Source organism: Stenotrophomonas sp. SMYL86 (genome assembly GCF_036320025.1).
GTDB classification, from domain to species: Bacteria; Pseudomonadota; Gammaproteobacteria; order Xanthomonadales; family Xanthomonadaceae; genus Stenotrophomonas; species Stenotrophomonas maltophilia_A.
The window spans coordinates 65623-90762 of the sequence record NZ_JAWIRU010000005.1; the positions used below are offsets into that span (position 1 = coordinate 65623).

Sequence of the window (25140 nt, forward strand, 5' to 3'; positions counted from 1 at the left end):
GGCAAGCTCCAATCCGGCACGCTGCAATGAGAAACACGACGACGACCCGGCTGGCGGCCCTGCGCCGCCGGCTGCGGCCGCTGTGGCCGTGGCTGCGCTGGGGCACGGCTGCCACGCTGGCGCTGCTGCTGGTGCTGGATTTCGCCTTCCCGCCGCCGCTGCCGAAGCAGCGCGATACCAGCACCCTGGTGGTGGCTGCCGACGGCACGCCATTGCGCGCGTTTGCCGATGCCGAGGGCGTGTGGCGCTACCCGGCATCGATCGACAGTGTCTCGCCGCTGTACCTGCAGGCGCTGCTGACCTACGAAGACCGCTGGTTCTGGCGCCATCCGGGCATCAACCCGCTGGCGATCCTGCGTGCCAGCGGCCAGCTGCTGCGCGGCGGCCGCATTGTTTCCGGTGGCTCGACCCTGACCATGCAGGTCGCCCGCATCCTCGACCCGCATACGCGCACGCCCTGGGGAAAGCTCAAGCAGATGCTGCGCGCGGTGCAGCTGGAAGTGCACCTGAGCAAGCAGCAGATCCTGGCCCTGTATCTGGAGCGCGCGCCGTATGGCGGCACCATCGAGGGCGTGGAAGCGGCCAGCTGGGCCTATCTGGGCAAGCCGGCGGCGCAGCTGTCGCATGCCGAAGCCGCGTTGCTGGCGGTGCTGCCACAGGCGCCGAGCCGGCTGCGCCCGGACCGCCATCCGGAAGCCGCGCAGAAGGCGCGCGACAAGGTGCTGTCACGCATGGCCGAACTGGGCGCGTGGACGCCGGAGGAAGTGGAGGATGCGCGCATCGAGAACGTGGTGGCGCGCTCGCTGCGGCCGCCACTGCATGCCGCACTGCTGGCGCAGCGACTGCACTCGGCGTACCCCGGCCAGGCACGCATCCAGAGCAGCATCGACATCGGCCTGCAGCGCACGCTGGAAGAACGCGTGGCCAGCTATTTCTCGACGCTGCCCGAGCGCACCTCGGCCGCCTTGCTGGTGGTCGACAACCAGACCCTGCAGGCGCGTGCCTATGTCGGCACCTTGGCGTTCGGTGACCGCCAGCGGCTGGGCCACGTGGACATGGTGCAGGCCTGGCGTTCGCCGGGTTCCACGCTCAAGCCGTTCCTGTATGCAATGGCGCTGGACGATGGCCTGATCCATTCGGAAAGCCTGCTGGTCGATGCGCCGCAGAGTTTCGGCAGCTACCGGCCCGGCAACTTCGACATGGCCTTCAATGGGCCGATCGGCGCGTCCAGTGCGTTGCGCCTGTCGCTCAACGTGCCCTCGGTGGACCTGCTGCAGCGGGTCGGGGCCGCGCGCTTCGCCGCGCGCCTGTCGCACTCCGGCATCCAGCTGCGTTTCCCGCCGGGCAGCACGCCCAACCTGTCTTTGATTCTGGGCGGCACCGGTGCGCGGCTGGAAGATCTGGTCGGTGCGTTCGCCGCGCTCAACCGCAACGGCATTGCCGGACGCGTGCGCTACACCGATGACGAACCGATGATCGAGCGGCGATTGGCCTCGCCCGGCGCCAGCTGGATCGTGCGCGAAATGCTGGAATCGAACCCGCGCCCAGGCTACAGCGTCGGTACGTTCGATGTCGGTGGCCGCCCGCGTGTGGCGTGGAAGACCGGCACCAGTTACGGGTACCGCGATGCGTGGGCAATCGGCAGCACGCGCCACTACACCGTGGGCGTGTGGGTGGGCCGGCCGGACGGCACACCGCTACCGGGCCAGTACGGCGCGGTGACTGCGCTGCCGCTGATGTTCGAAGTGGTGGACAGCCTGCCGCGCCAGCGCGGCGATTCGGCTGCTGCACCGATGCCGGCAAGTGTCAGCCAGGAAGATATCTGCTGGCCCACCGGCGAACGCGCCGAAGGCCTGCCGACGGCACTGTGCCAGCGGCGGATGTCGGCCTATCTGCTGGACGGCGCGGCACCACCGACCTTCCCCGAGCGCGAGGCGCGGCGCTGGCAACCGGGCCGGCAGCGTTACCTGGCTGATGCGCACACCGGCCTGCGTGTATCGGCCGATTGCCGCAATCCACATGAGGAAGTAGCGCGCGAGATCGCGCGCTGGCCGGCGTTGTTGTCACCGTGGCTGCCCAAGGCCACACGCGCTGCCTCGCAGTTGCCGGCGCTGTCGCCGGATTGCCGCGACGACGGGCGTGAGGCCAGCGTGGCCCTGCACATCGATGGCCTCAATGATGGCGCTGCACTGGCGCGTGCACCCAATGCCGAACATGGCGTGCGCCTGCAGCTGCGCGCGCTGGGCAGCGAGCAGGCGGTGGACTGGCTGCTGGATGGCCGCTGGATCGCGCAGACCCGAGGCGCGCAGTTGATGCAGCGCGAGTTCGCCGAGCCGGGCACACATACGCTGACCGCACTGGCGGCGGATGGCGCGTGGACGCAGGTGCGGTTCAACGTTCTCAGGTAGATGCCGACCTAGGTCGGCGCGCGGTCCAACGCCAACGACACCGCCGTGCTCTGGTAGGTGCCAACCTTGGTTGGCACGCGGCAAAGACGCCCATCAAGGTGGGCATCTACCAGATCATTCCCCGATCCACCCATCCAGCAGGTCGGCGAACTCGTCGGCGTGTTCCTCTTCCTGCGCGAGGATCTCTTCAAGGATGCGCTTGGTGGTGGTATCGCGGCCGCCGATGAAGTTGATCATCTCGCGGTAGCTGTCGATGGCGATGCGTTCGGCCACCAGGTTCTCGCGCACCATGTCGCGCAGGTCGCTGCCTTCCTTGTATTCGGCATGCGAACGCGCGGTCAGCGTATCGGGGTTGAAGTCCGGCTCACCGCCGAGCTGGACGATGCGCTCGGCCAGCTTGCCGGCGTGCGCCTGTTCCTGCTGTGCATGTTCGAGGAATTCGGCTTTCACCGCGTCGGCCAGCATGCCCTTGGCCATGAAGTAGTGCCGGTAGTAGCGCAGCACGCATACGTACTCGGTGGCCAACGCATCGTTGAGCAGCTTGATCACGACCTTGCGGTCGGCGCTGTAGCTGTCGGTGATCGCACCGTCTTCGATATTGCGACGGGCGCGTTCGCGCAGGGTCTTGCGGTCACTGATACCGGGCACCTTTGCGGCAGGCTTTGCGGCTTTGGCTGGCTTGGTGGACATGGCTGGCCGTTTCCTCTTGCGGTGGAAGATCAGGTTGGCAGGTGCTCCAGCACGTATTCGGCCGAAGACACTTCGAACTGGCCGGGCTGCTCGATCCAGGCCGCACGCACCACGCCATCCACCACGTACAGGGCGAAACGGCGTGAGCGGATGCCCATGCCCGAGGCGCTGGCGTCGAGCTCCAGGCCGAGCGCACGGGTCAGTTCGGCATTGCCGTCGGACAGCATCAGCAGGCCGTCGGGCACGCTCTGGTCGGCAGCCCAGGCCTTCATCACGAACGGGTCGTTGACCGCCATGCAGTAGACATCGATGCCGCGCTGGCGGAACGCCTGGAATTTCTCGACGTAGCCGGGCAGGTGGCGCGCCGAGCAGGTCGGGGTGAACGCGCCGGGCACGGCGAACAGCACCACCTTGCGTGCGTCGAACAGCGAATGCGTATCGAGCGTTTCGATGCCCTCGCGGATGCGCTTGAGGGTCACTTCCGGAATGCGGTCGCCGACATGGATGGTCATGGGGAACTCCTTGCTGGGGCAGGCTAGTGGGCCGGATGGGACAGGGGCGTCAAGACATTGGAAAACCCGTGTGCAGGCCCCATCTTGAGGCTTTGCGGCGGGGGCTTCCAGCCACAGCGTGGCGCATGGGGATGGCAGCCGCATTGCGCAGGATCAGTCGGCCTCACCGTGGCCGCACGAGGGGCGGCGTAGCATGCCGGCGCGTAGAATGAACCCGGGGCGGCGCCACCGGCGCGGCCGAAGCAGATCGAGGTAGCTGGATGGAATTCAAGGATTACTACGCCACCCTGGGGGTGGAACCGAGCGCGGGCGAGGCGGAGATCAAGACCGCCTACCGCCGGCTGGCACGCAAGTACCACCCGGACGTCAGCAAGGAGGCCGGGGCCGAAGACAAGTTCAAGGCGGTCAACGAGGCCTACGAGGCGCTGCGCGATCCGGAAAAGCGCGCGGCCTACGACCAGCTGCGCGCGCAGGGCTATCGCCCGGGCGAGGAGTTCAACGTGCCGCCGAACTATGGTGGTGCTGGCGGTTTCAATTTCGAGGAAGTATTCGGCGGTGGCGGCCCCAATGGCGGCTTCAGCGACTTCTTCGAGAGCCTGTTCGCGCGCCAGCGTGGCGGTGGTGGCGCTGGTCCGGGGCCGGGCTTCAGCAGCCAGGGCCACGCGCCCAACCGCGATACCCGCGCCAAGCTGTCGGTTCCGCTGGAAGCGGCCTACAGCGGCGACAGCCTGCGCATCACCGTCAACGGCAAGCAGCTGGACGTGCGCGTGCCCAAGGGCATCCGCCCGGGGCAGGTGATCCGCTTGGCCGGGCAGGGCAACCATGGCGGCAACCTGCTGCTGGAAGTGGAATATGCCGCCCACCCACAGTTCGAGGTCGATGGCCGCAACATCCTCTATACGCTGCCGGTGACCCCATGGCAGGCCGCGCTGGGTACCAGCATCAGCGTGCCGACCCTGGGTGGAGCGGTGGAATTGAAGATTCCGGCCGATTCCGATGCCGGCCGCAAGCTGCGTCTGCGTGGCCGTGGCCTGCCGGGCAACCCGGATGGCGACCAGATCGTCGAGATCGAGATCGTGGCCCCGGCCGCGACCGACGAGGCGCAGAAGAAGGCCTACCGGAATCTGGCCAAGGCCTTCGGCGAAACGATCTGAAGGTAGCGCCGGGCCATGCCCGGCGGCTTTAACATGTAGAGTCGAGCCATGCTCGACTGCTCTTGATGAGTCGAGCATGGCTCGACTCTACAGAAACGTGCCAACACAGGTTTGCACCTACCCGGGGGGGGAGAGCGGTGGGCCAAGCAGGGTTGGCACCGCCAGGACGGGCTCAGCCCTGCCCGGCGAACACCCGCTCCAGCACCTCGGACAGCTCGTCTTCCGAGAACGGCTTGGTGATGTAGGCCTTGGCGCCCTGGCGCATGCCCCACATGCGGTCGGTGTCCTGGTCCTTGGTGGTCACCAGGATCACCGGAATATGCCGGGTCGCCTCGTCGCGGGCGAGGGTGCGGGTGGCCTGGAAGCCATTGAGGTTGGGCATCACCACGTCCATCAGGACCAGGTCGGGCAGCTCGGCCTTGGCGGTTTCGACCCCGGCGGCGCCATCGGTGGCGGTCAGGATCTGGTGCCCGAGCTTCTCGACGATGCGCTGTATCCCCAACAGCTGCGACGGTGAGTCGTCGACGATCAGAATGCGTGCCATGTTGTTCCCCATGTAATGCCCGCAGTGTAGTGCGGGCCCATTACTGGCGGGAGGGGCGCATCTGCCGTCCGTCGCCTGCCTGCGACGTTCAGTCGATCCGCACCACGGTGCGGCCCAGCGAACCGCCCGCCAGCATCCGTTCGAATACGGCAGGAAGGCCATCGAGGCCGACTTCGGCGGTGCAGATGCGTTCCAGGTGCTGCGGCTTCCAGTCACTGCCCAGCCGCGACCACACTTCTTCGCGCAGCCCACGCGGTGCATTGGCCGAGGACACGCCCAGCAGTGACACGCCGCGCAGGATGAACGGCATCACCGTCATATCCAGCGTCGGGCTGGCTGCCAGGCCGGCACTGACCACGCTGCCGTAGGGCACGGTCTGCGCCAGCAGGCTGGCAAGCATGTCGCCTCCGGCATTGTCGAGGCCCCCGCCGAAGCGGGCCGACTGCAGTGGGCCGGTATCGGCCAACGCCGAGCGTGGCAGCACCTCGGCGGCACCGATGCCGTGCAGGAAGTCGGACTGCTCCGGCTTGCCACTGACCGCGTGCACGGTATAGCCGGCACGGCTGAAGATCGACAGCGCCAGCGCGCCGACACCGCCGCTGGCGCCGGTGACCGCCAGTGGGCCGAGCTCCGGGGTCTGCCGGTTGTCCTGCAGGCGCAGCAGCGCCAGCGCCGCCGTGAAGCCGGCGGTGCCCAGCACCATTGCCTCGCGGGCACTCAGCCCGGCCGGCAGCGCGATCACCGCGCTCGATTCCAGCCGCACATACTGGCTGTAGCCGCCGTCGCGGGTTTCGCTGAGGCCGCAGCCGGTGGCCAGTACCGCATCGCCTTCACGCCAGGCCGGGTCGGTGGATGCCACCACGGCGCCGGCCACATCGATTCCGCCGACCAGCGGGAAGCGGCGCAGGATCCTGCCCTTGCCGGTGCCCGCCAGCGCGTCCTTGTAGTTGACCGAAGACCAGTGGGCGCGGATCAGTACCTGGCCGGGGTTGAGGTCGTCGACATTGAGCTGGGCCAGGCCGCTGCGGTAGCCGGCGGCGTCGTTTTCGATGCGGAAGGCGGTGAACGGGGTGGTGGGGGCCATCGGCGTTGCCTGACTTCGAGGAAAACGCCACCTTACCCCGTTGCCCCCCTTTCGATCCTGCCGATCCGCCCCATCTTGTATGATCGGTGATGGTTTCACGGCTGGTGGTGCGGGAAGGGCCCGCGCCGCAGCCCAAATCTTGATGGAGCGTGCATGGCCTGGAATACACCCGGCGGCAACAAGGGCGGACAAGGCCCCGAGGACAATCGACGCGGGCCCTTCGGGTCGCGCGGCGGTGGCAATGGTGGTGGCTGGGGCGGACTGCCCGGGCCGCTGAAGGACCTGTTCGACGGTGGCATCATGCGTTGGGTGGTGGCAGCCGTGGTGTTGCTGGTGCTGTTCTCCAGCTTCCAGCTGATCGGCGAACAGCAGCGTGGCGTGGTGCTGCGCTTCGGCCAGTTCTCGCGCATCCTGCAGCCCGGCCCGAACTTCAAGCTGCCGTGGCCGATCGAATCGGTCACCAAGGTCAATGCCACCGAGATCAAGACCTTCTCGATCCAGGTGCCGGTGCTGACCCGCGACGAGAACATCGTCAACGTCTCGCTGAACGTCCAGTACCGCATCGACGACCCGCAGCAGTACCTGTTCGGCACGGTCGATGCCAACCAGGTGCTGGAGCAGTCGGCGCAGAGTGCGGTGCGCGAGGAAGTCGGCCGTGCCGACCTCAACGCGGTACTGAACAACCGTGGCCCGCTGGCCGTGGCCGCCGAGGAGCGCCTGCAGGCGCTGCTGACGGCGTTCAAGACCGGCCTGACCGTGACCGGCCTGACCCTGCAGGACGCCCGTCCGCCGGAAGAAGTGAAGCCGGCCTTCGACGAGGTCAACGGTGCCCAGCAGGTCAAGGAACGCTTGATCAACGAAGCCCAGGCCTACGCCGCCAAGGTCGTGCCGGAAGCCCGAGGCCAGGCCTCGCGTGCCCGTACCACCGCCGAAGGCTACAAGCAGGCCGTGGTGTCCAAGGCCGAGGGTGACGCACAGCGCTTCAGCCTGCTGCAGGCCCAGTACAAGGACGCCCCGGAAGTGACCCGCAAGCGCCTGTGGCTGGAGACCGTGCAGCAGGTGCTGAGCGAGAACCGCAAGGTGATCGGTGGCGATGGCCGCCAGCTGATCTACGTGCCGATGACCGGCGATACCCGTCCCACCACCTCGGCCCCGCCGGGAGTGACCAATCCGGAGGTGGTGATGCCGTCGCTGCCGGGTGCAGCGGCGGAAGCTTCCCGTGATCCGGGCCGGCCGGTGGGCCGCCCGACCGGGCGACCGAGCGGCCGTGAGGAGGGCAGCCGATGAAGAGTCCTATCTGGATTGCCGTGATCGTGGCGGTGGTGCTGGGCCTGCTTGGCTCGGTGTACGTGGTCCGTGAGGACCAGACTGCCATGGTGCTGAACCTGGGCAAGGTGGTGCGTTCGGACATCAAGCCGGGCCTGCACTTCAAGGTGCCGGTGGTGGAAACGGTGAAGGTCTTCGACCGCCGCTTCCAGGTGCTCGACACCGCCCCGGCGCGTTACTTCACCGCCGAGCAGAAGGACGTCAGCGTCGACTTCTTCGCCATCGGCTACATCTCCAACGTGGGTGACTACTTCCGTGCCACCGGTGGCGATCCGCGCATCGCCAATGCCCGCCTGGCACCGATCATCACCGACTCGCTGCGCAACCAGATCAACTCGCGCACCCTGCAGCAGCTGGTCTCCGGCGACCGCAGCGAGCTGATCGCCGAGCAGCTGAAGGGGATCAACGAAGCGGTGGCCGGCCTCGGCATGCAGATGATCGACCTGCGCATCAAGCAGGTGGACCTGCCCACCGACAGCCAGGTGATCAATGACGTGTACGAGCGCATGCGCGCCCAGCGCAAGCAGGAAGCGGCCAAGCTGCGTGCGGAGGGCGAGGAGCAGTCGTTGACCATCCGCGCCCAGGCCGACCGTGACAGCACCGTGCTGATCGCTGAGGCCGAGCGTGATGCACAGCGCCTGCGCGGTGAAGGCGACGCCGATGCGGCGCGCATCTACGGCAAGGCCGGCTCGGCCGACCCGTCGTTCTATGCTTTCTACCGCAGCCTGGAGGCCTACCGTGGCTCCATGACCGACGGCAACGGCGTGATCGTGCTCGACAAGAACGACCCGTTCCTGCAGTACCTGAAGAACGACCGCTGAGGTCGCAGGGCAGTACCCCACGGGGCCCGGCCAGAAGCCGGGCCCTGTGCTTTTTCCGGAGTCCCCCATGAAAGATCTGTTCGCCGCCGTCTGCCTGGTGGCGGTGCTGGAAGGCCTGTTCCTGTTCGTCGCCCCGTTCGCCTGGAAGCGCATGGCCGAACGCCTGCTGGACCTGCCCAGCCCAGCCCTGCGCAGCTTTGGCGGGCTGGTGCTGCTGGCCGGCCTGAGCCTGCTGTGGTGGGCGCGGCATTGAAAGGGTAGTGGCGGGGGGGGGGGGGGGGGGCGGCGGGGGGGGGGGGGGCGGGGGGGGGGGGGGCGCCGCCCGCCCCCGCCCCCCCCCCCCCCCCGCGCCCCCCCCCCCCCCCCCCCCCCCACTACCGGGAGGCACCTGACCGGTCGGTACATGCGTGGCCCGGCTCTGGTAGATGCCAACCTTGGTTGGCATTGCCGGCCAGCGGCCGGCACTACCGGGAGGTGCCTGACCGGCCGGCACATGCGTGGCCCGGCTCTGGTAGATGCCAACCTTGGTTGGCATTGCCGGCCAACGGCCGGCACGACCGGGCGGGGCGGCTGACCGGCCGGTGAAGCCGTCCGTCGGAAAGGTGGCACCCGACCCCGGAAACCCGGATAATGCACAAAAGCCGGACGGGCCTCCCCGTTCGGCTTTTTCCGTGTCTGGGCCTTCCATCGCCGGCTGCTCCCCGTTTGGAGCCGCCCTCAAGGTGCTGGCCAGCCCCGCCACGGTTCAACCGTCCGCGGCCCCGATGGCCGCAACATATGAGGAGCCCGTCATGGGTCAGTCTGTCGTAGTGTTGGGTGCCCAGTGGGGCGATGAAGGCAAGGGCAAGATCGTCGATCTGCTCACTGAGGAAATCGGCGCCGTCGTGCGCTTCCAGGGCGGCCACAACGCCGGCCACACCCTGGTCATCAACGGTAAGAAGACCGTCCTGCACCTGATCCCGTCGGGCATCCTGCGTGACGATGCGCTGTGCCTGATCGGCAACGGCGTGGTGATCTCGCCGGCCGCGCTGCAGAAGGAAATCGCCGAGCTGGAAGCCTCCGGCGTGGAAGTGCGTTCGCGCCTGAAGATCTCTCCGGCCGCGCCGCTGATCATGCCGTACCACATCGCCCTGGACCAGGCGCGCGAGCGCGCAGCCGGCGGCAAGGCGATCGGCACCACCGGCCGTGGCATCGGCCCGGCCTACGAAGACAAGGTGGCACGTCGCGGCATCCGCATCGCCGACCTGCATTACCCGAAGCAGCTGGAAGAACTGCTGCGCACTGCGCTGGATTACCACAACTTCGTGCTGACCAAGTATCTGAACACCGATGCGGTCGATTTCCAGAAGACCTTCGACGAAGCGCTGGCCTTCGGCGAATACGTGCAGCCGATGAAGTCCGACGTGGCCGGCATCCTGCACGACCTGCGCAAGCAGGGTAAGCGAGTGCTGTTCGAAGGCGCGCAGGGTGCGCTGCTGGACATCGACCACGGCACCTACCCGTACGTCACCAGCTCCAACACCACTGTTGGTGGTGCACTGGCCGGTTCCGGCGTCGGCGCCGATTCGATCGACTACGTGCTGGGTATCGCCAAGGCCTACGCCACCCGCGTTGGCGGCGGCCCGTTCCCGACCGAACTGGACGACGAAGTCGGCCAGGGCATCCGTGACCGCGGCGCCGAGTACGGTGCGTCGACCGGTCGTCCGCGTCGTTGCGGCTGGATGGACATCGTCGCGCTGAAGCGCGCCGTGGCCATCAACGGCATCAGCGGCCTGTGCATCACCAAGCTGGACGTGCTGGATGGCATGGAAAAGCTGAAGGTCTGCATCGCCTACGAATACAACGGCAAGCGCACCGAGTACGCGCCGCTGGACGCGCAGGGCTGGGAAGACTGCACCCCGGTGTACCTGGAGTTCCCGGGCTGGAGCGAGAACACCCACGGCATCACCAACTGGGACGAGCTGCCGCCGGCCGCACGTGCCTACCTGCGTTCGCTGGAAGAGCTGGCCGGCTGCCCGATCAGCATCGTCTCCACTGGCCCGGATCGCGACCACACCATGGTCCTGCAGGATCCGTTCGCCTGAGGTGGCGTCGGGCGCTGCCCGGCGTAGGTGACAGGAAGAGCCCCGCGAAAGCGGGGCTTTTTCGTTACTGTGTCGGCACGGCCGGCAGGGAGGTGACGTGATGACCCGGATGTCAGCGTGAAGGGCGTAACGGTGGTGCGGATCACCCTGTGGGTGCTGTGGAGCCTGTGGGCGCTTGCCTGCGCGGTGCTGGTGCTGGGCGCGATCGCCAACCACATGGCCTCACGCACGCAGGTGCTGCCTCTGGTGCTGAGCCCGGGTGCGACGGCCGAGGTCACGGTCTACCGCTTCATCGATGACCAATTGCGGCTGCGCCTGCGTTACGCGGATGACGGTACTGCCACGGCGATCGATCCTGAGGTGCGCCTGCGCGCGGAAACCCCGACAGATCAAACTGACTTCCGCGCCGAAACGCGTTCGGGCGTGCCGGGCTCCGGCATTACCCGCGCGCTGGAATCGGTTGAGCCTGGTGGATTTGCCGCCTCGTACTTCGGCTATGGCCGGGGGGATGCGCTGCCGCGCGGGCGTTCGTGGCTGCGGGTGACCGTTCTGGAGGTCGAGCCCGCGCTGGCGGGGCGCGTGGCCTCGGTGGAACTGCTGCCACCGATGGACGTACTGAAGCTGACCGACCTGGACTACGCGTGGCTGTGGCCGTTCTTCTTCTGGAAGGTGGCGGCGTTGTTCCTGCTGATTCCGGGCGCTGCCCTGGTGGCATTCACCATCACCTTGCGGCGCTGGCAGCGTCAGGCGTCGAAGCCGCCTGTTTCAACAGCGGATACGGATTGATCGACTCTCCCTTCCACCACTGTTTTTCCGGGCCCAGCAGGTGCACCTCAAAGTGCAGGTGCGGGGCCTCGGCGCTGGCGTTACCGGTGCTGCCCACGTAACCGATCACCTCTCCGCGCTTGATCACCTGCTTCTCCGCCAGGCCATCGGCGTAGCGCTGCAGATGCGCGTAGTAGTAGCACCAGCGCCCGCTGGGCTCGAACTGGTAGATCGTCAGGCCACCGCGCTCGCTGTCGAACAGCTTCTCCACCATGCCATCAGCCACCGCGAGTACCGGCGTACCTGCGTCGGCCATGATGTCGATGGCATCGTGCACGCGGCCTTCGCTGCGTGCATCGGTGAACGTATCGCGCAGCTGGGAGGTCAGGATGCCCTGCACCGGCAGCAGCAGACCGGACGGCGCATCCGCAGCCTGCGCGACTGACGGCGCGACCCTGGCGGCAGGGGCGGTTGCGGGTGGCGCTACAGATTCCTTCGCCGGCGCCGCAGTCACTGCCGGCTGCGCTTGCGGCAGCGGGGCGGGTACCGGATCACCCGCATCGCGGTGTAGCCACCAGCCTGCACCCAGCCCCAGCAGAACGCCAAGCACGATCAGTTGCGAAAGGCGCATCGGCTCACTCCTGCATCACCACGGGTACCGAGGTATCCACGGCATCGGCCACGCGCAGCGCATCCCAGTTGGTCATGCGCACGCAGCCATGCGATTCGGTCTTGCCCACATGGCCGGGTTCGGGCGTGCCATGCAGGCCGTAATGCGGCTTGGACAGATCGATCCAGACCCGCCCGACCGGATTGTTCGGACCCGGTGGCAGGGTGGCCTTCTTTTCGCCCTTGCGGGCATCCCAGAACAGCTTCGGGTTGTAGTGGAATGGCGGGTCGCGGTAAACGCCCAGAATCTTCCATTCGCCGATCGGCAACGGGTCGTGCTGGCTGCCGGACGACACCGGCACCTGTGCGATCACCTTGCCCTGCGCATCCAGCAGCTGCAGCGTGGAGTCGGATTTGTCGACCACGATCTTCGCCGCCTTCGGCAATGCGGCCAGTGCGATGTTGGGTACCTGGATGCGGCTGCCAGCCTTGGTCAGGTCCACGCCGGGATTGAGCACCTTCATCAGCTCAGGGGAGGCATGGAAGCGCTCGCCGAGGGCTTCTTCCACACTGCCGTAGCCCAGCGATGTGAGCTTGGCCTGGGCGGCGGGTCCTTTCGGTATGGGCTGGAACGGGCCGGCGACATCTTCAGCAGTCAGCGTGTAGCTGACCAGCGGCTCGATCGTATCGGCCTGCAGAGCTTTCCAGGTAGCGTCATCCAGTTCACCGGTTACGGTCAGCCCATGCGCCGCCTGAAAACCCGACACCGCGCGCCGCTGGTTGCTGCCCACCTCGCCATCGATCTGGCCAGGGGAGAAGTTCGCGCGATCCAGCAGCACCTGGGCATGCAGGGCGGAACGTGCTGCGGTGTCCGGTCCGGCCTTCTCGGCAATGGGGGCGGGCAGTCCAGGGGGCGGTGCCTGCGCGAACGCCGGCGACGCCAGCAGCGAGAGAGCGAGCAGGGTGGATCGGGACACGGGCAAGGGCATTGGGATCTCCAGCAGGTCACGCCACCACCTTGCCCGCAGCAGCCGCCGAGCCACCGTGAAAGGGATCTGATGCCCGCATGAGCAGCCATGGGTATTGCAGCCGTGTCCAGCGCGCAGGTGCTGCTGCGCAGGGGGCTCACCAAGGTGAACGGTGGCCGACGCCGTCGACGGACGGCGATCAAGATTGCCTGCCGGGCCGCCGATAAGGGCGCATCCCCCCGTTTTGGATACCCCCATGAACTACTTGAGGAACGTCAGGGTTGCCTGGCGTCTTGGGCTGGGCTTTGGCCTGTTGCTGCTGCTGGTTGCCGCCGTGGTGGCCACCGGCGCCACCGCCAGTGTCGTGCAGAAGCGCGCGATGCAGCAGGTGGTCGACGTCAGCATAGCCAAGGTGCGCCTGTTGTCGCAGATGCTTGATGCCAACAACCAGATGATGGTGGTGCGCCGCGAGATGCTGATCCGCCAGGGCGATGACCGCGGCCACGACGAGCAGCGTATCGCCGATCTGGTCAAGCGCTACGAGGCCAGCTGGACCGCCTACCAGGCGCTGCCCAGCGACGCCGACGGCAAGGCCATCGCTGAAACCATCGCCGCCAAGCGTGCCATTGCGCGCCCGCTCAACAAGCAGACCAGCGAACTGATGGAGCAGGGCGACTACCCGGGCGCCGTAGCGCTGACCCTGGGCCCCGTGCAGGAAGCGGCAAACGGCTGGAACAAGGCGCTGTCCGATGGCGTGGACTTCGAAGAGAAGGAAAGCCGTGATGCCGCCGCCGAGGCGATCCGCCTGGGTGAGCGCAGCCTGCTGCAGCTGCTGGTGCTGGGCGGCGTCGCGCTGCTGGTGGGCATTGGTGCCTCGGTGATGATCGGCCGCAGCCTGACCGGTCCGCTGGCCCGCGCGGTGAACCTGGCCGAGCGCCTGTCCAAGGGACAATTGGACCAGGAGTTCCGCCTTGGCGGCCGTGACGAACTGACTCAGCTGGGCGAGGCGATGGCCAGCGTGCGGCAGAGCGTGCAGGCGGCGATCGGCGCACAGCTGCAGATGGCTGAGCAGCATGAGGCGGGCGCGATCCGCTATCGCATGGACGCCACGGCGTTCCCCGGTGACTTCGGCCGCATGGTGCAGGCCACCAACAGCCTGGTCGAATCGCACGTGCAGGTGGAGCTGCTGATGGCCGAAGTGATGCAGCGCTACGCCATCGGCGACCTCAGCCGCGACCTGCCCGACTACCCGGGCGAGAAGGGCACGCTGACCCGTACGTTGGCCGCGGTGAAGCAGAGCCTGATGGCGATCAACGCGCAGATCGATGAACTGGCCCGCGCCGCACGCGCTGGTGATTTCAGCATGCGTGGTGATGCCGCTGCGTTCCAGTACCAGTTCAAGGCGATGGTCGAACATCTCAACGGCATGATGGCCAGTTCGCAGGCCAGCATCGCCGATGTCTCCGACGTGCTGCGCGCGATCTCGCACGGCGACCTGACCGCACGCATGGACGGCGAGTACGACGGCGTGTTCGCACGCATGCGCGACGATGCCAACACCACCACCGCACAGCTGACCGGCATCGTGCGTGGCATCCAGGTGGCTGCCGACAGCATCAACAACGCGGCGCAGGAACTGGCCGCCGGCAACAATGATCTGTCGCGCCGCACCGAGCAGCAGGCAGCCAATCTGGAAGAAGCGGCCGCATCGATGGAGGAACTGACCTCCACCGTGCGCCAGAACGCCGAGCTGGCGCGTCAGGCCGACAGTGAAGCGCATGCGGCCGGTGCCGCCGTGCGCGAGACCGAGCAGGCGATGGCACAGATGGCCTCGGTCATGGGTGAGATCGACCAGTCCTCGGCACGCATCTCGTAAATCTCCACGGTGATCGACGGCATTGCGTTCCAGACCAACATCCTGGCGCTGAATGCTGCGGTGGAAGCGGCGCGTGCAGGTGAGCAGGGGCGTGGTTTTGCCGTGGTTGCCAGCGAAGTGCGCACGCTCGCGCAGCGTGCCGGTGTCGCCGCCAAGGAGATCAAGGAACTGATCGAAGATGCCGCTGCCAAGGTGAAGAGCGGCCTGGCAGTGACCGTTGAATCGGAAGCCGCGATCGCCCGCGTAGCCCAGGCAAGTTCGCGCACCACCCAGCTGATGAGCGACATCGCAGCGGCAAGCAAGGAACAGGCCGCCGGTATCGAGCAGGTCAACCAGGTGGTGGTGCAGATGGACCAGGTGACCCAGCAGAACGCTGCGCTGGTGGAAGAAGCCACCGCCGCCAGCCGCGCACTGGAAGAACAGGCGCATGCACTGACCACGTCGGTGTCGGTGTTCAAGGTGGAAGGCGACGCAGCTTCGGTTGTGCCGCGTCGCGCAGCCTGAGCTGCTGCGCGGTAAGCGTTGTGGTGCCGGTCACACCATGGGCGTCCATGGTGTGACCGGATGTCAGTCCACGACTTTGCTGATATGTCCGTTCTCAATCTTCCAGATCACGTCCTTGGCCGTACTCACGAACAGTGGCGCGCGTGCCCAGAGACTCCAGTAAACGTGGACCTCGGTCGGCGTTGGATCGAGTAGGTGGGTCACCATCATGGCACCCTTCCGCGGTGGGCGCTGCAGCGTGATGCAGGAGAGGGTGTAAGGCCGGCTGGAAGTGATCTTTTCATCCGCGATTTCCACGCGATGGCTTCCCCCCAGAGGCACCGCTGCAGGATCGAATGTGCCGGGAAGCAGGTAGACACTCCAGGCATTTGCCGTGCCGTCCACGTTCGGTAGCACGACCGTGTTGTAGTTCTTCGAGCACGCTTGAAACTTGCTGCTCAATGCCAGTGCACGCGCAGCTGCCGCGCCGGCCTCATAAGGCGATAGTGGCTCGGGTGGCGACAGGGTCTGTACAGGACCGGCAAGCGTTCCCTTGTCGTCGGTGACTACCCGATACAGCACGCTACTGTCACCTCCGAGGATACTGACGACATAGCGGTTGTCGCGTTGTTCGGTGACCCATCCAGCAACGCGGTCATCCTTGCGCATTCCCTTCGCTACGAGTGCGTCGGTTGCGCGTTCGGCGGCAAGATCATGTTCGAACAATGACCGGCCGAGAGATTCGATCCGCGCAATATCGGCGTCCGCAGTCGCGGTCGCAGCCTGACGGGATTCGTGGGGTGGGTCAGAGGCGGTGATCGCATGCGCAGCGGGTGCCATCGATAGCAGGGCCGCCAAAGCTGCGGAGCATTGGACATTCATGGATGATTCCCCTTTGCCGCGTCCAGCGGCTTGGAGAAGTATGGCTGATCTGCGGGCTGCAATCCCGATTGACGGGCTCAGCTGCTGGCGCGGGTACGTGCCGCTTTCTTCGCCGCCACCTTTCGCGCGGTCTTCCTCGCCGCACGGGTCTTCGCCGCTTTCTTCGCGGCAGCACTGCGTGAGGCGCTGGTGCTGACCTTCTTTGCCACCTTGCGCCCACTGCCACTGCGCTTGCCGCCGCCGTCCTGCTTGTTCACAGTGGCCCAGGCGATGCGCTCTGCGGTGCTTTCGCTGGCACCGCGCTCGCGCTCGCTCTCTTCGATGTGCTCGGCCTGGCGCTTCTGCTTTTCGGTATAGGCGGACTTGTCACCGCGGGGCATGGCCGGTTCTCCGGTGGGGGCTGGTCCCCACGGTGGGCCTGGCGGCGTTAAGCGCAAGTCCCGCAAGGGTGATCGCACCGGCAAGGGGCCTCGGCTATGCTTGTGGCATGCGAGTCGAGCCCGCCGACATCGAAGCCCTGTTCGACGCCATCCCGGATGTGCTGTTCTTCATCAAGGACCTTCAGGGGCGTTACACCCACGTCAACCAGACCATGCTGCGGCGGCTGGGCCTGCGCGCGCGCAAGGACGTCATCGGGCGTACCGCGGCTGAAATCTACCCGACCGGCCTCAGTGCGGACTACGTCGACCAGGACGCCCGCGTGCTGTCCGGCGAGGTGATCGAGAACCTGATGGAGCTGCACCTGTTCGCCAACCGCGAACCGGGCTGGTGCCTGACCTGCAAGCGCCCGCTGGTGGTCGATGGGACCATCGAGGGCCTGATCGGCATTTCCCGCGACCTTGGCCAGAAGGACAGCCTGGGCACCCAGTACGAGCAGCTGCGGCTGGCGCTGGCCCACCTCAACGCGCACTACGCCGAAAACGTGCGCATGCAGACCCTGCTGGACATCACCGGCTTCTCGCTGTCCAAGCTGGAGCGCAGCTTCCGCAAGGTGTTCCAGATGACCCCGCAGCAGGTGCTGACCCGGCTGCGGATCCAGATGGCCATGCACCTGCTGCACGGTGACGACAGCATCGCCTGCATCGGCCAGGCCTGCGGTTTCAGCGACCAGAGCGCCTTTACCCGCAAGTTCAAGGCTGAAACCGGTTTCTCGCCGCGCGCCTACCGGGCCCGTATTGGTGGCAACGTCGGCGAGCCGGCGCTGGCCTGAGCCGCCTGCTGCGCTGTGCCTATCCCCGTGGGCACGGGACAGGGTAAGGTGTCGCCCCTGTAGCCGCCGCCAGCCCTGCCGATGCCCAACTCGATTCCGACCGCTTCGCCGTCCCGCCTCGGGCACTCGCTCAAGCCCCGCCAGCTGATCATGATGGGCCTGGGCAGCGCCATCGGCGCCGGCCTGTTCCTCGGCTCGGGCGTGGGTGTACAGGCGGCCGGCCCGGCGGTTCTGGTGTCGTATCTGGTCGCTGGTGCGCTGGTGATCATCGTGATGAACGCACTGGGCGAGATGGCGGCGGCCAAGCCGACCAGTGGCGCGTTCTCGGTCTATGCCGCTGATGCCATGGGAGCCACCGCCGGCGCCACCGTGGGCTGGCTGTGGTGGGTGCAGCTGGTGATCGTGATCGCCGCCGAGGCGGTAGGCGCGGCCGGGCTTCTTGCCACGGTCTGGCCGGCGATACCGGTACCGATGGCGGCGCTGGCCTTCATGCTGTTCTTCACCGCGATCAACCTGCTGGGAGTGAAGAACTTCGGCGAGTTCGAATTCTGGTTCGCCATCCTCAAGGTGGCGGCGATCCTGGCCTTCATCGCCATCGGCGTGGCGCTGCTGATGGGCTGGCTGCCGCAGGTGACCTCGCCGGGCCTGAGCAACTTCACCGAGCATGGCGGCTTCGCGCCGAAGGGGCTGGCCGGCATCGGCGCGGCGCTGCTGGTTGTCGTTTTTGCCTTTGGCGGCACCGAGATCGTAGCCGTCGCTGCCGCCGAAACCGAAGATCCCGAGCGCAGCATTGCCCGTGCCATCCGCACCGTGGCCTGGCGCATCCTGGTGTTCTACATCGGCTCGCTGAGCGTGATCATCGCCGTGGTGCCGTGGACCAGCGAGGCGCTGAAGTCGCCGTTCGCTGCGGTGCTGGATATCGCCCGCATCCCGGGCGCGGGTACGGCCATCACCCTGATCGCCGTGATCGCACTGCTGTCGGCACTCAATGCCAACCTCTACGGCGCCTCGCGCATGATGTACTCGCTGGCGCAGCGCCGCGAAGCCCCGGCCGTGTTGGGCTGGACCGACCCGCGCCAGGTACCGGTGATCGCCGTGCTGGCCAGCGTGCTGTTCGGCTTTGCCGCCACGGTGATGGAACTGCTGTTCCCGGACCGGGTACTGCCGGTGCTGCTGAACATCGTCGGTTCCACCTGCCTGCTGGTCTGGACGCTGTCGCTGGTTTCGCAGCTGGTGCTGCGCCGCCGGGCCGACCGCCTCGGCACCCGCCTGCCGTTCCGCATGGCCGGATTCCCGTGGCTGACCGTCTGTGCGCTGGCGATCCTGGCACTGATCTTCGGCCTGCTGCTGAGCGAGTCGCACACCCGCCTGCAGTTCCTGTCGATGGTGGCACTGACTGCCACGATCGCCGCCAGCAGCGCCATCGCCCGGCGCATGCGCGAGGCGTGACTGAAGCTGCCGGCCAGCGGCCGGCACTACCACGGGGGCTGCACATCCGCCGTGCCATCCTGATCGTGTGGGCCGCCCGCGGCCCGTCGACCAGGAGTACCGCATGCTGCGCAGCCGCCCCTTCCTGATGTTCACCGGCCAGGCCGAAGCGGCCCTGGCTCTGTATGCCGAGGCCTTCGCCGATTTCCGCCTGCTGGCAATGCAGCGCCATCCGGACGGCGCCGGTGCCGGCGTGCCCGGGCAGGTCCGCCAGGCCATCTTCCTGCTCGGTGGAACCCACTACCTGTGCTTCGACAGCCTGGACGTGCACGATTTCACCTTCTCACCGTCGATCTCGCTGTTCGTCGAGTGTTCCGGCGCCGAGCAGTTCGAGCGTGCGGCACGCGTGCTGGGCGACGGCGGCCATTGGTTGATGCCGGTGGGCGACTATGACTTCAGCAACCGCTACGGCTGGGTGCAGGACCGCTTCGGCGTGTCGTGGCAGTTGAGCCTGGGGCAGATGCCGGACCCGTGATCGGATGTGGGTGGGTGTGGACCTTGGTCCACACGCCCTCATGAAAACGGCCCGCTTGCGCGGGCCGTTTTCTTTACCGATGCAGTGAGGAATCAAGCCTCGACTTCATCATCCTTGTAGGCATCGACCGGGATGCAGGCGCACATCACGTTCTTGTCGCCGTACACATTGTCGACGCGTGCCACCGGCGGCCAGTACTTGCTCTGCTTCAGGCTGGCCAGCGGGAAGGCGGCCAGTTCGCGCGGGTAAGCGTGGGTCCACTCGCTGGCGGTCACCGCGGTGGCGGTGTGCGGCGCGTTCTTCAGCGGGTTGTCCTCGCGGTCCAGGCGGCCGTCTTCGATCGCGGTGATCTCTTCGCGGATCTGGATCATCGCGTCGATGAAGCGGTCCAGCTCGTGCAGCGATTCGCTCTCGGTCGGCTCGACCATCAGCGTGCCCGCCACCGGGAAGCTCAGGGTCGGAGCGTGGAAGCCGAAGTCGATCAGGCGCTTGGCCACGTCCTCGGCGCCGATGCCGCTGGTCTTCTCCAGCGGGCGCACGTCCAGGATGCACTCGTGTGCCACCAGGCCGTTGCGGCCGGTGTAGAGGGTCTTGAAGTGCGGGGCCAGGCGCTTGGCGATGTAGTTGGCGTTGAGCTGCGCGACCTGGGTGGCCTTGCGCAGGCCTTCGGTGCCCATCATCGCGATGTACATCCAGCTGATCGGCAGGATCGAGGCGCTGCCGAAGCTGGCCGCGCTGACCATGCCAACCGGGCCGTGGTCACCCAGCTTTCCTGGCAGGAACGGGGCCAGGTGCTCCTTGACCGCGCACGGACCAACGCCCGGGCCGCCACCGCCGTGCGGGATGCAGAAGGTCTTGTGCAGGTTCAGGTGCGAAACGTCCGAACCCCACTTGCCCGGCTTGGCCACGCCGACCAGGGCGTTCATGTTGGCGCCGTCGGTGTACACCTGGCCGCCGTGCTTGTGGATGATCTCGCAGATCTCGACCACCTCTTCCTCGAACACGCCGTGCGTGGACGGGTAGGTCATCATGATCGCGGCCAGGCGGTCGCTGTACTTCTCGGCGTTGAGGCGGATGTCCTCGACATCGACGTTGCCGTTGGCATCGGTCTTGGTCACCACCACCTTCATGCCGCACATCTGCGCCGAGGCCGGGTTGGTGCCGTGCGCCGAGTCCGGGATCAGGCAGATGTCGCGATGGTCTTCGCCGCGCGAACGGTGGTAGGCACGGATCGCCAGCAGGCCCGCGTACTCGCCCTGCGCGCCGGAATTCGGCTGCAGGCTGACTGCGTCGTAGCCGGTGCATTCGACCAGCATCGCTTCCAGCGTGTCGATCAGTTCCTTGTAGCCCAGCGCCTGGTCGGCCGGTACCAGCGGATGGATCTGCGAGAACTCCGGCCAGGTCACCGGGATCATCTCGGCGGTGGCGTTGAGCTTCATCGTGCACGAGCCCAGCGGGATCATCGTGCGGTCCATCGCCAGGTCCTTGTCGGCCAGCGAACGCAGGTAGCGCAGCAGTTCGTGCTCGCTGTGGTGGGTGTTGAACACCGGGTGGGTCAGGAACGCGGACTGGCGCAGCAGGCCGGCCGGCAGCGCATCGGCGGTGCTGGCGTCCAGCGCCTCGACGTCGGCCTGCGCGCCGAACACGGCGGCCAGCGCGACCACGTCGGCACGGGTGGCGGTTTCGTCCAGGCTGATGCCGACCGAGTCGCTGTCGATCGCGCGCAGGTTGTAACCGGCGGCACGGGCCTTGGCGTGGATCTCATCGGCGTGCACGCCGGTGACATGCAGGGTGTCGAAGAAGTCGCCACCGACCTGCACGCCGGCCTTGCCCAGCGCGGCGGCCAGGATCGAGGCCAGGCGGTGGGTGCGACGGGCGATGCGGGTCAGGCCTTCCGGGCCGTGGTAGACGGCATACATCGAGGCCATCACCGCCAGCAGCACCTGCGCGGTACAGATGTTGGAGGTAGCCTTCTCGCGGCGGATGTGCTGCTCGCGGGTCTGCAGGGTCAGGCGGTAGGCCGGGTTGCCCTGGGCATCGATCGAGACACCGATCAGGCGGCCCGGCATCGAGCGCTTGTAGGCGTCACGGCAGGCCATGAAGGCAGCGTGCGGGCCACCGAAGCCGAACGGCACGCCGAAACGCTGGCTGTTGCCGACCACGATGTCCGCGCCCCATTCGCCCGGGGCGGCCAGCAGGGTCAGTGCCAGCAGGTCGGTGGCCACGGCCACCAGGCCGCCACGTGCGTGCACGGCATCGACCAGCGCCTTGTAGTCGCCGACCTGGCCGAAGGTATCCGGGTACTGCAGCAGCAGGCCGAAGGCTTCCGCTTCCAGTGCTTCGGCCGGGGTACCGACGCGCAGCACGATGCCCATGGGCTCGGCGCGGGTGCGCAGCAGTTCCAGCGTCTGCGGGTGCACGGCGTCGTGCACGAAGAAGGTGTCCGACTTCGACTTGGCCGAACGCTTGGCCAGGGTCATCGCTTCAGCGGCGGCAGTGGCTTCGTCCAGCAGCGAGGCGTTGGCGATTTCCATGCCGGTGAGGTCGGCGCACAGGGTCTGGAAGTTGATCAGCGCTTCCATGCGGCCCTGCGAGATTTCCGCCTGGTACGGGGTATAGGCGGTGTACCAGGCCGGGTTTTCCAGGATGTTGCGCAGGATCACGTTCGGCGTGTGGGTGCCGTAGTAGCCCTGGCCGATGAAGCTGCGCAGCACGGTGTTCTTGTCGGCGATCGCACGGATCTTGGCCAGTGCCTGCACTTCGGTCATCGATTCCGGCAGCGCCAGCGGCGCCGGCGACTTGATCTTGGCCGGCACGATGGCATCGGTCATCGCATCCAGCGACGCGTGGCCGACGACGTCGAGCATCTGCGCGATCTCGGCATCGTTGGGGCCGATGTGGCGCTCGACGAACGCGGAATGATGCTCGAGCTCACGCAGGGAAGGGGTGTTCTGGGACATGGCGAAGGATCCGTCAGGAAAGGGCACACGCACGGGCACAAGCCGCCGGTCGGCGGTCTGCGGGGCGCCCCTCTGTCCTTTTGCCTGAGAGTTTGGAAGCGCGGAAAACCGCGGCTTCGTGCCCCTTCGGCGCCGGATCGAACCGGTCTCTCCAGAGTTCTGTTACGGGTGGTATCGGGCCTGAGCGATTACGGGCGTTGCGCCTTCGGCAGCGGTGTTCCGCTTCTCCCACCGTGTTGCCCGCCGATTATAGCCCGTTGCGGGCGCGCCGGCCGACTCCGGGCCCGCCCGCCGCGCCTGAATGGCCGATGGCCCGGCCGTGCGTTTTGTGCACCGCTGCATGGCATCGGGCGCATTCCCCACCTATGATGGGCGGATACCCGAATTCATCTGGCGCCGTCCCTGCTGCAAGGGGACCGGCGCCCGCCGTGCGTGCCACGCATGGCCTTGCCGGACGCCTTCCCCATGACCGCCGCTGTTGCTCCCTCCACCCGCCGCATGGCCCTGCTGCTTGCCGGCCTGGCCATGTTCGGCCCGTTCTCGATCGACACCATCTTCCCGGCCTTCCCGCAGCTGGCCCAGCGCCTGGCGGTGGACGAGGTGGCGGTGCAGCAGACCATCAGCGTGTACCTGCTGTTCTACGGCCTGATGAGCCTGGCGCACGGGCCGCTGTCCGACGCCTGGGGCCGCAAGTGGGTGATCCTCGGTGGCCTGGTGGTGTTCGTGGGCGCTTCGGTTGGCTGCGCGCTGTCCACCGACCTGACCACGCTGCTGGCGTTCCGTGCGCTGCAGGGCCTGTCGGCGGGTGTCGGCATGATCGTCGGCCGCGCGGTGATCCGCGACCTGTACCACGGCCACGACGCGCAGCGGCTGATGAGCCAGGTGTCGATGCTGTTCGGTATCGCCCCGGCCATCGCGCCGATCATCGGTGGCTGGATCCTGCTCAGTGGCGCCGGCTGGCCGCTGATCTTCTGGTTCCTGGTGGTGTTCGGCCTGGTCCTGCTGGCGGCCACTGCGCGCTACCTGCCGGAGACCCATCCGGTCGAAGCACGCGTGCCGTTGTCGCCGCGCACGTTGATGCGTGATTACGTGCGCATCGGCTTCAACCCGCGTTTCCTGCGCCTGGCGCTGGCCGGCAGCATCGGCTTCGGTGGCATCTTCCTGTACATCTCCTCGGCGCCGGTGTTCGTGATGCAGCACCTGCACCTGGGCGAGGGCGGCTTTGCGTGGCTGTTCATTCCCACCATCGGTGGCATGACCACCGGCTCGTTCCTGTCCGGGCGCATGGCTGGGCACACCACGCCCACCCGCCAGGTGTCCATTGGGTTCGGCCTGTGCGCGTTGTCGGTGCTGCTGAACGTTGGCTACGTGGCGCTGTCGCCGCAGTTCGTGCTGCCGTGGGCAGTGCTGCCGATCTTCCTGGGCGGCATGGGCATGGCGCTGATCTTCCCGATCCTGGCGCTGGCGGTGCTGGACATGTACCCGCACCAGCGCGGCCTGGCCTCGTCGCTGCAGGCCTTCGTGCAGCTGATGATCAGCACCGTAGTGGCCGGCGTGGTGTCGCCGCTGCTGAGCGCCAGCCCGCTGCACCTGGCCCTGGGCCAGGCGGCGTTCTTCGGCGCCGGCTTCGTGTTCTGGTACTGGGAACACCAGCGCGAACGCGCGGCGCAGGCGGCCTGCACGGGTCACTGAGCAGCGCGCAGGGGTAGGGCGGGCCGTGGCGCCCGCAACGCTTGCGACGGGAAATCACCGGACTAGGCTGGGCACTCCAGCCAGCCGGTGCGTGGGTGCACGACAGCCAGCCAATCCGATGTCGTTGCATGAGGTTCCCCCATGGCTGCGCAGCAGACCTACCGCCTGTTCGAGGTGGCGCTGAAGGAGCGCCGCGTTCTTTCCCCTTCCCTGGACCGCATGGTGTTCACCGGTGCCGACGTGGCGCGGATGAAAACCGAAGGCCCGGACCAGCGCATCAAGGTGTTCTTCCCCTTGCCCGGCCAGGAGGTGCCGCAGGTCCCCAGCGGTGACGACTGGTACCCACGCTATCGGGCCCTGCCGGACGATCAGCGCCCGCCGATGCGCACCTATACCATCCGCCAGCTGCGTGCGGAGCAGGGCGAGGTCGATGTCGATTTCGTCATTCACGGCGTGACCGGCCCCGCTTCGCGCTGGGCCATGCATGCCCGGCCGGGCGACCGCGTGGTGTTGCTGGCCCCCGATGCCGACTGTGCCGAGAGCAGCGAAGGCTGGGAGTGGAAGCCACCGGCCGGTGTCGGCCAGGTACTGCTGGTGGCCGATGAAACGGCGTTACCTGCGGTGGCGGGCATCCTCGAAGAGCTGGCGGCCATGCCTGATCCGCCGCGCACGCTGGCATTGCTGGAAGTGGCTCAGGCCGGCGATGCGGTGCCGTTGAAAGCGCCGGGCACCGCCGAGCTGGTGTGGTTGCCGCGTGGGCAGGCCGCCTATGGCCAGCCGCTGCTGCAGGCGGTCCAGGAACGGCTGTCAGCGACCTCGAGCGTGGCTGCTGGCGATGCGCTGGAGGAGATCGACGTCGATACGCAGATCCTCTGGGAGCAGGCCGACACCTGCGTGGCCGGGCCGCTGTACGCCTGGGTGGCGGGCGAGGCGGGGGCGGTGATGGCGATCCGCCGCCACCTGGTGCGCGATTGCGGGCTGGACCGCCGCGCGATCACCTTCATGGGCTACTGGCGGCACGGCAAGGTGCTGGACTGACCATGCTGGATCGAGCACGCGTGAAGCAGCGCTGCGGGCGGGGTGCGCTATCCTTGCGCCCCCCTTCGCAG

General features: G+C 67.2%; 21 protein-coding genes, 1 pseudogene and 1 riboswitch. Of the genes and pseudogenes, 13 read left to right on the plus strand and 9 right to left on the minus strand.

The window, feature by feature from the left end; all coding sequences use genetic code 11:
* Nucleotides 1–26 precede the first annotated feature (26 nt).
* Entirely contained in the window at nt 27–2408 is a 2382-nt protein-coding gene (gene pbpC / locus V3B64_RS07775) for a penicillin-binding protein 1C (protein ID WP_329913899.1), read from the plus strand.
* A gap of 114 nt (nt 2409–2522) precedes the next feature.
* On the opposite strand, the gene V3B64_RS07780 is transcribed toward pbpC, so the two are convergent.
* Nucleotides 2523–3098, minus strand: a complete 576-nt coding sequence (locus V3B64_RS07780) for a ferritin-like domain-containing protein (protein ID WP_329913900.1) — start codon at nt 3096–3098, stop codon at nt 2523–2525.
* 29 nt (nt 3099–3127) lie between these two features.
* Nucleotides 3128–3610 (minus strand): peroxiredoxin, encoded by a 483-nt coding sequence (locus V3B64_RS07785; RefSeq protein ID WP_032127816.1) that lies wholly within the window; start codon nt 3608–3610, stop codon nt 3128–3130.
* Nucleotides 3611–3870: 260 nt separating this feature from the next.
* Here V3B64_RS07785 and V3B64_RS07790 point away from each other — a divergent pair, with 260 nt between their 5' ends.
* A complete protein-coding gene (locus V3B64_RS07790) occupies nt 3871–4764 on the plus strand; it encodes a DnaJ C-terminal domain-containing protein (RefSeq protein ID WP_106468840.1) in 894 nt (297 codons plus the stop codon).
* 172 nt (nt 4765–4936) lie between these two features.
* On the opposite strand, the gene pilH is transcribed toward V3B64_RS07790, so the two are convergent.
* Both pilH and V3B64_RS07800 read right to left on the minus strand, forming a co-directional pair.
* Nucleotides 4937–5308, minus strand: a complete 372-nt coding sequence (pilH, locus tag V3B64_RS07795; protein ID WP_005410644.1) for a twitching motility response regulator PilH — start codon at nt 5306–5308, stop codon at nt 4937–4939.
* A gap of 88 nt (nt 5309–5396) precedes the next feature.
* Entirely contained in the window at nt 5397–6392 is a 996-nt protein-coding gene (locus V3B64_RS07800; RefSeq protein ID WP_329913902.1) for a YhdH/YhfP family quinone oxidoreductase, read from the minus strand.
* A gap of 153 nt (nt 6393–6545) precedes the next feature.
* On the opposite strand from V3B64_RS07800, the gene hflK reads away from it, so the two are divergent.
* From hflK to V3B64_RS07825, 5 genes are all read left to right on the plus strand, one after another.
* Nucleotides 6546–7679 carry an FtsH protease activity modulator HflK gene (hflK, locus tag V3B64_RS07805; protein ID WP_329913903.1) on the plus strand — a complete coding sequence of 378 codons (1134 nt, stop codon included), beginning with the start codon at nt 6546–6548 and terminating at the stop codon, nt 7677–7679.
* Nucleotides 7676–8539 carry a protease modulator HflC gene (locus V3B64_RS07810; protein ID WP_010482785.1) on the plus strand — a complete coding sequence of 288 codons (864 nt, stop codon included), beginning with the start codon at nt 7676–7678 and terminating at the stop codon, nt 8537–8539. The genes hflK and V3B64_RS07810 overlap by 4 nt, the downstream gene beginning before the upstream one ends.
* A gap of 67 nt (nt 8540–8606) precedes the next feature.
* On the plus strand, nt 8607–8792 hold the full coding sequence (locus V3B64_RS07815) for a DUF2065 family protein (protein WP_005410640.1): 186 nt from the start codon (nt 8607–8609) through the stop codon (nt 8790–8792).
* 538 nt (nt 8793–9330) lie between these two features.
* Nucleotides 9331–10623, plus strand: coding sequence for an adenylosuccinate synthase (locus V3B64_RS07820; RefSeq protein ID WP_006463282.1), 1293 nt, complete (start codon nt 9331–9333; stop codon nt 10621–10623).
* 117 nt (nt 10624–10740) lie between these two features.
* Complete coding sequence (locus V3B64_RS07825; protein WP_329913904.1) at nt 10741–11409, plus strand: hypothetical protein; 669 nt, start codon at nt 10741–10743, stop codon at nt 11407–11409.
* Here V3B64_RS07825 and V3B64_RS07830 read toward each other — a convergent pair.
* Complete coding sequence (locus V3B64_RS07830) at nt 11345–12019, minus strand: M23 family metallopeptidase (RefSeq protein WP_329913905.1); 675 nt, start codon at nt 12017–12019, stop codon at nt 11345–11347. The genes V3B64_RS07825 and V3B64_RS07830 overlap by 65 nt on opposite strands.
* Nucleotides 12020–12023: 4 nt before the next feature.
* On the minus strand, nt 12024–12986 hold the full coding sequence (locus V3B64_RS07835) for a L,D-transpeptidase family protein (protein ID WP_329913906.1): 963 nt from the start codon (nt 12984–12986) through the stop codon (nt 12024–12026).
* Between the two features lie 235 nt (nt 12987–13221).
* On the opposite strand from V3B64_RS07835, the pseudogene V3B64_RS07840 reads away from it, so the two are divergent.
* Nucleotides 13222–15345, plus strand: a pseudogene (locus V3B64_RS07840) (methyl-accepting chemotaxis protein).
* A gap of 63 nt (nt 15346–15408) precedes the next feature.
* Here V3B64_RS07840 and V3B64_RS07845 read toward each other — a convergent pair.
* Nucleotides 15409–16206 (minus strand): hypothetical protein, encoded by a 798-nt coding sequence (locus V3B64_RS07845; RefSeq protein WP_132810610.1) that lies wholly within the window; start codon nt 16204–16206, stop codon nt 15409–15411.
* 77 nt (nt 16207–16283) lie between these two features.
* Nucleotides 16284–16586: a hypothetical protein gene (locus V3B64_RS07850; protein ID WP_329913907.1), complete on the minus strand. Its 303-nt coding sequence runs from the start codon at nt 16584–16586 to the stop codon at nt 16284–16286.
* A 107-nt stretch (nt 16587–16693) separates the two neighbouring features.
* Here V3B64_RS07850 and V3B64_RS07855 point away from each other — a divergent pair, with 107 nt between their 5' ends.
* The 3 genes from V3B64_RS07855 (at nt 16694) to V3B64_RS07865 (ending at nt 19379) form a co-directional block, all read left to right on the plus strand.
* Nucleotides 16694–17416: an AraC family transcriptional regulator gene (locus V3B64_RS07855; protein WP_164162805.1), complete on the plus strand. Its 723-nt coding sequence runs from the start codon at nt 16694–16696 to the stop codon at nt 17414–17416.
* Between the two features lie 81 nt (nt 17417–17497).
* Nucleotides 17498–18865: an amino acid permease gene (locus tag V3B64_RS07860; RefSeq protein ID WP_121504626.1), complete on the plus strand. Its 1368-nt coding sequence runs from the start codon at nt 17498–17500 to the stop codon at nt 18863–18865.
* A 103-nt stretch (nt 18866–18968) separates the two neighbouring features.
* Nucleotides 18969–19379: a VOC family protein gene (locus V3B64_RS07865; RefSeq protein WP_329913908.1), complete on the plus strand. Its 411-nt coding sequence runs from the start codon at nt 18969–18971 to the stop codon at nt 19377–19379.
* Nucleotides 19380–19471: 92 nt separating this feature from the next.
* Here the strand turns inward: V3B64_RS07865 and gcvP are convergent, their stop codons facing one another.
* Nucleotides 19472–22339 (minus strand): aminomethyl-transferring glycine dehydrogenase, encoded by a 2868-nt coding sequence (gene gcvP, locus V3B64_RS07870; protein WP_188485579.1) that lies wholly within the window; start codon nt 22337–22339, stop codon nt 19472–19474.
* A 62-nt stretch (nt 22340–22401) separates the two neighbouring features.
* A riboswitch (glycine riboswitch) is annotated at nt 22402–22504 on the minus strand.
* 300 nt (nt 22505–22804) lie between these two features.
* Here gcvP and V3B64_RS07875 point away from each other — a divergent pair.
* Nucleotides 22805–24031: a multidrug effflux MFS transporter gene (locus tag V3B64_RS07875; RefSeq protein WP_126928402.1), complete on the plus strand. Its 1227-nt coding sequence runs from the start codon at nt 22805–22807 to the stop codon at nt 24029–24031.
* Nucleotides 24032–24172: 141 nt separating this feature from the next.
* A complete protein-coding gene (locus V3B64_RS07880) occupies nt 24173–25069 on the plus strand; it encodes a siderophore-interacting protein (protein WP_329913910.1) in 897 nt (298 codons plus the stop codon).
* Nucleotides 25070–25140 lie beyond the last annotated feature (71 nt).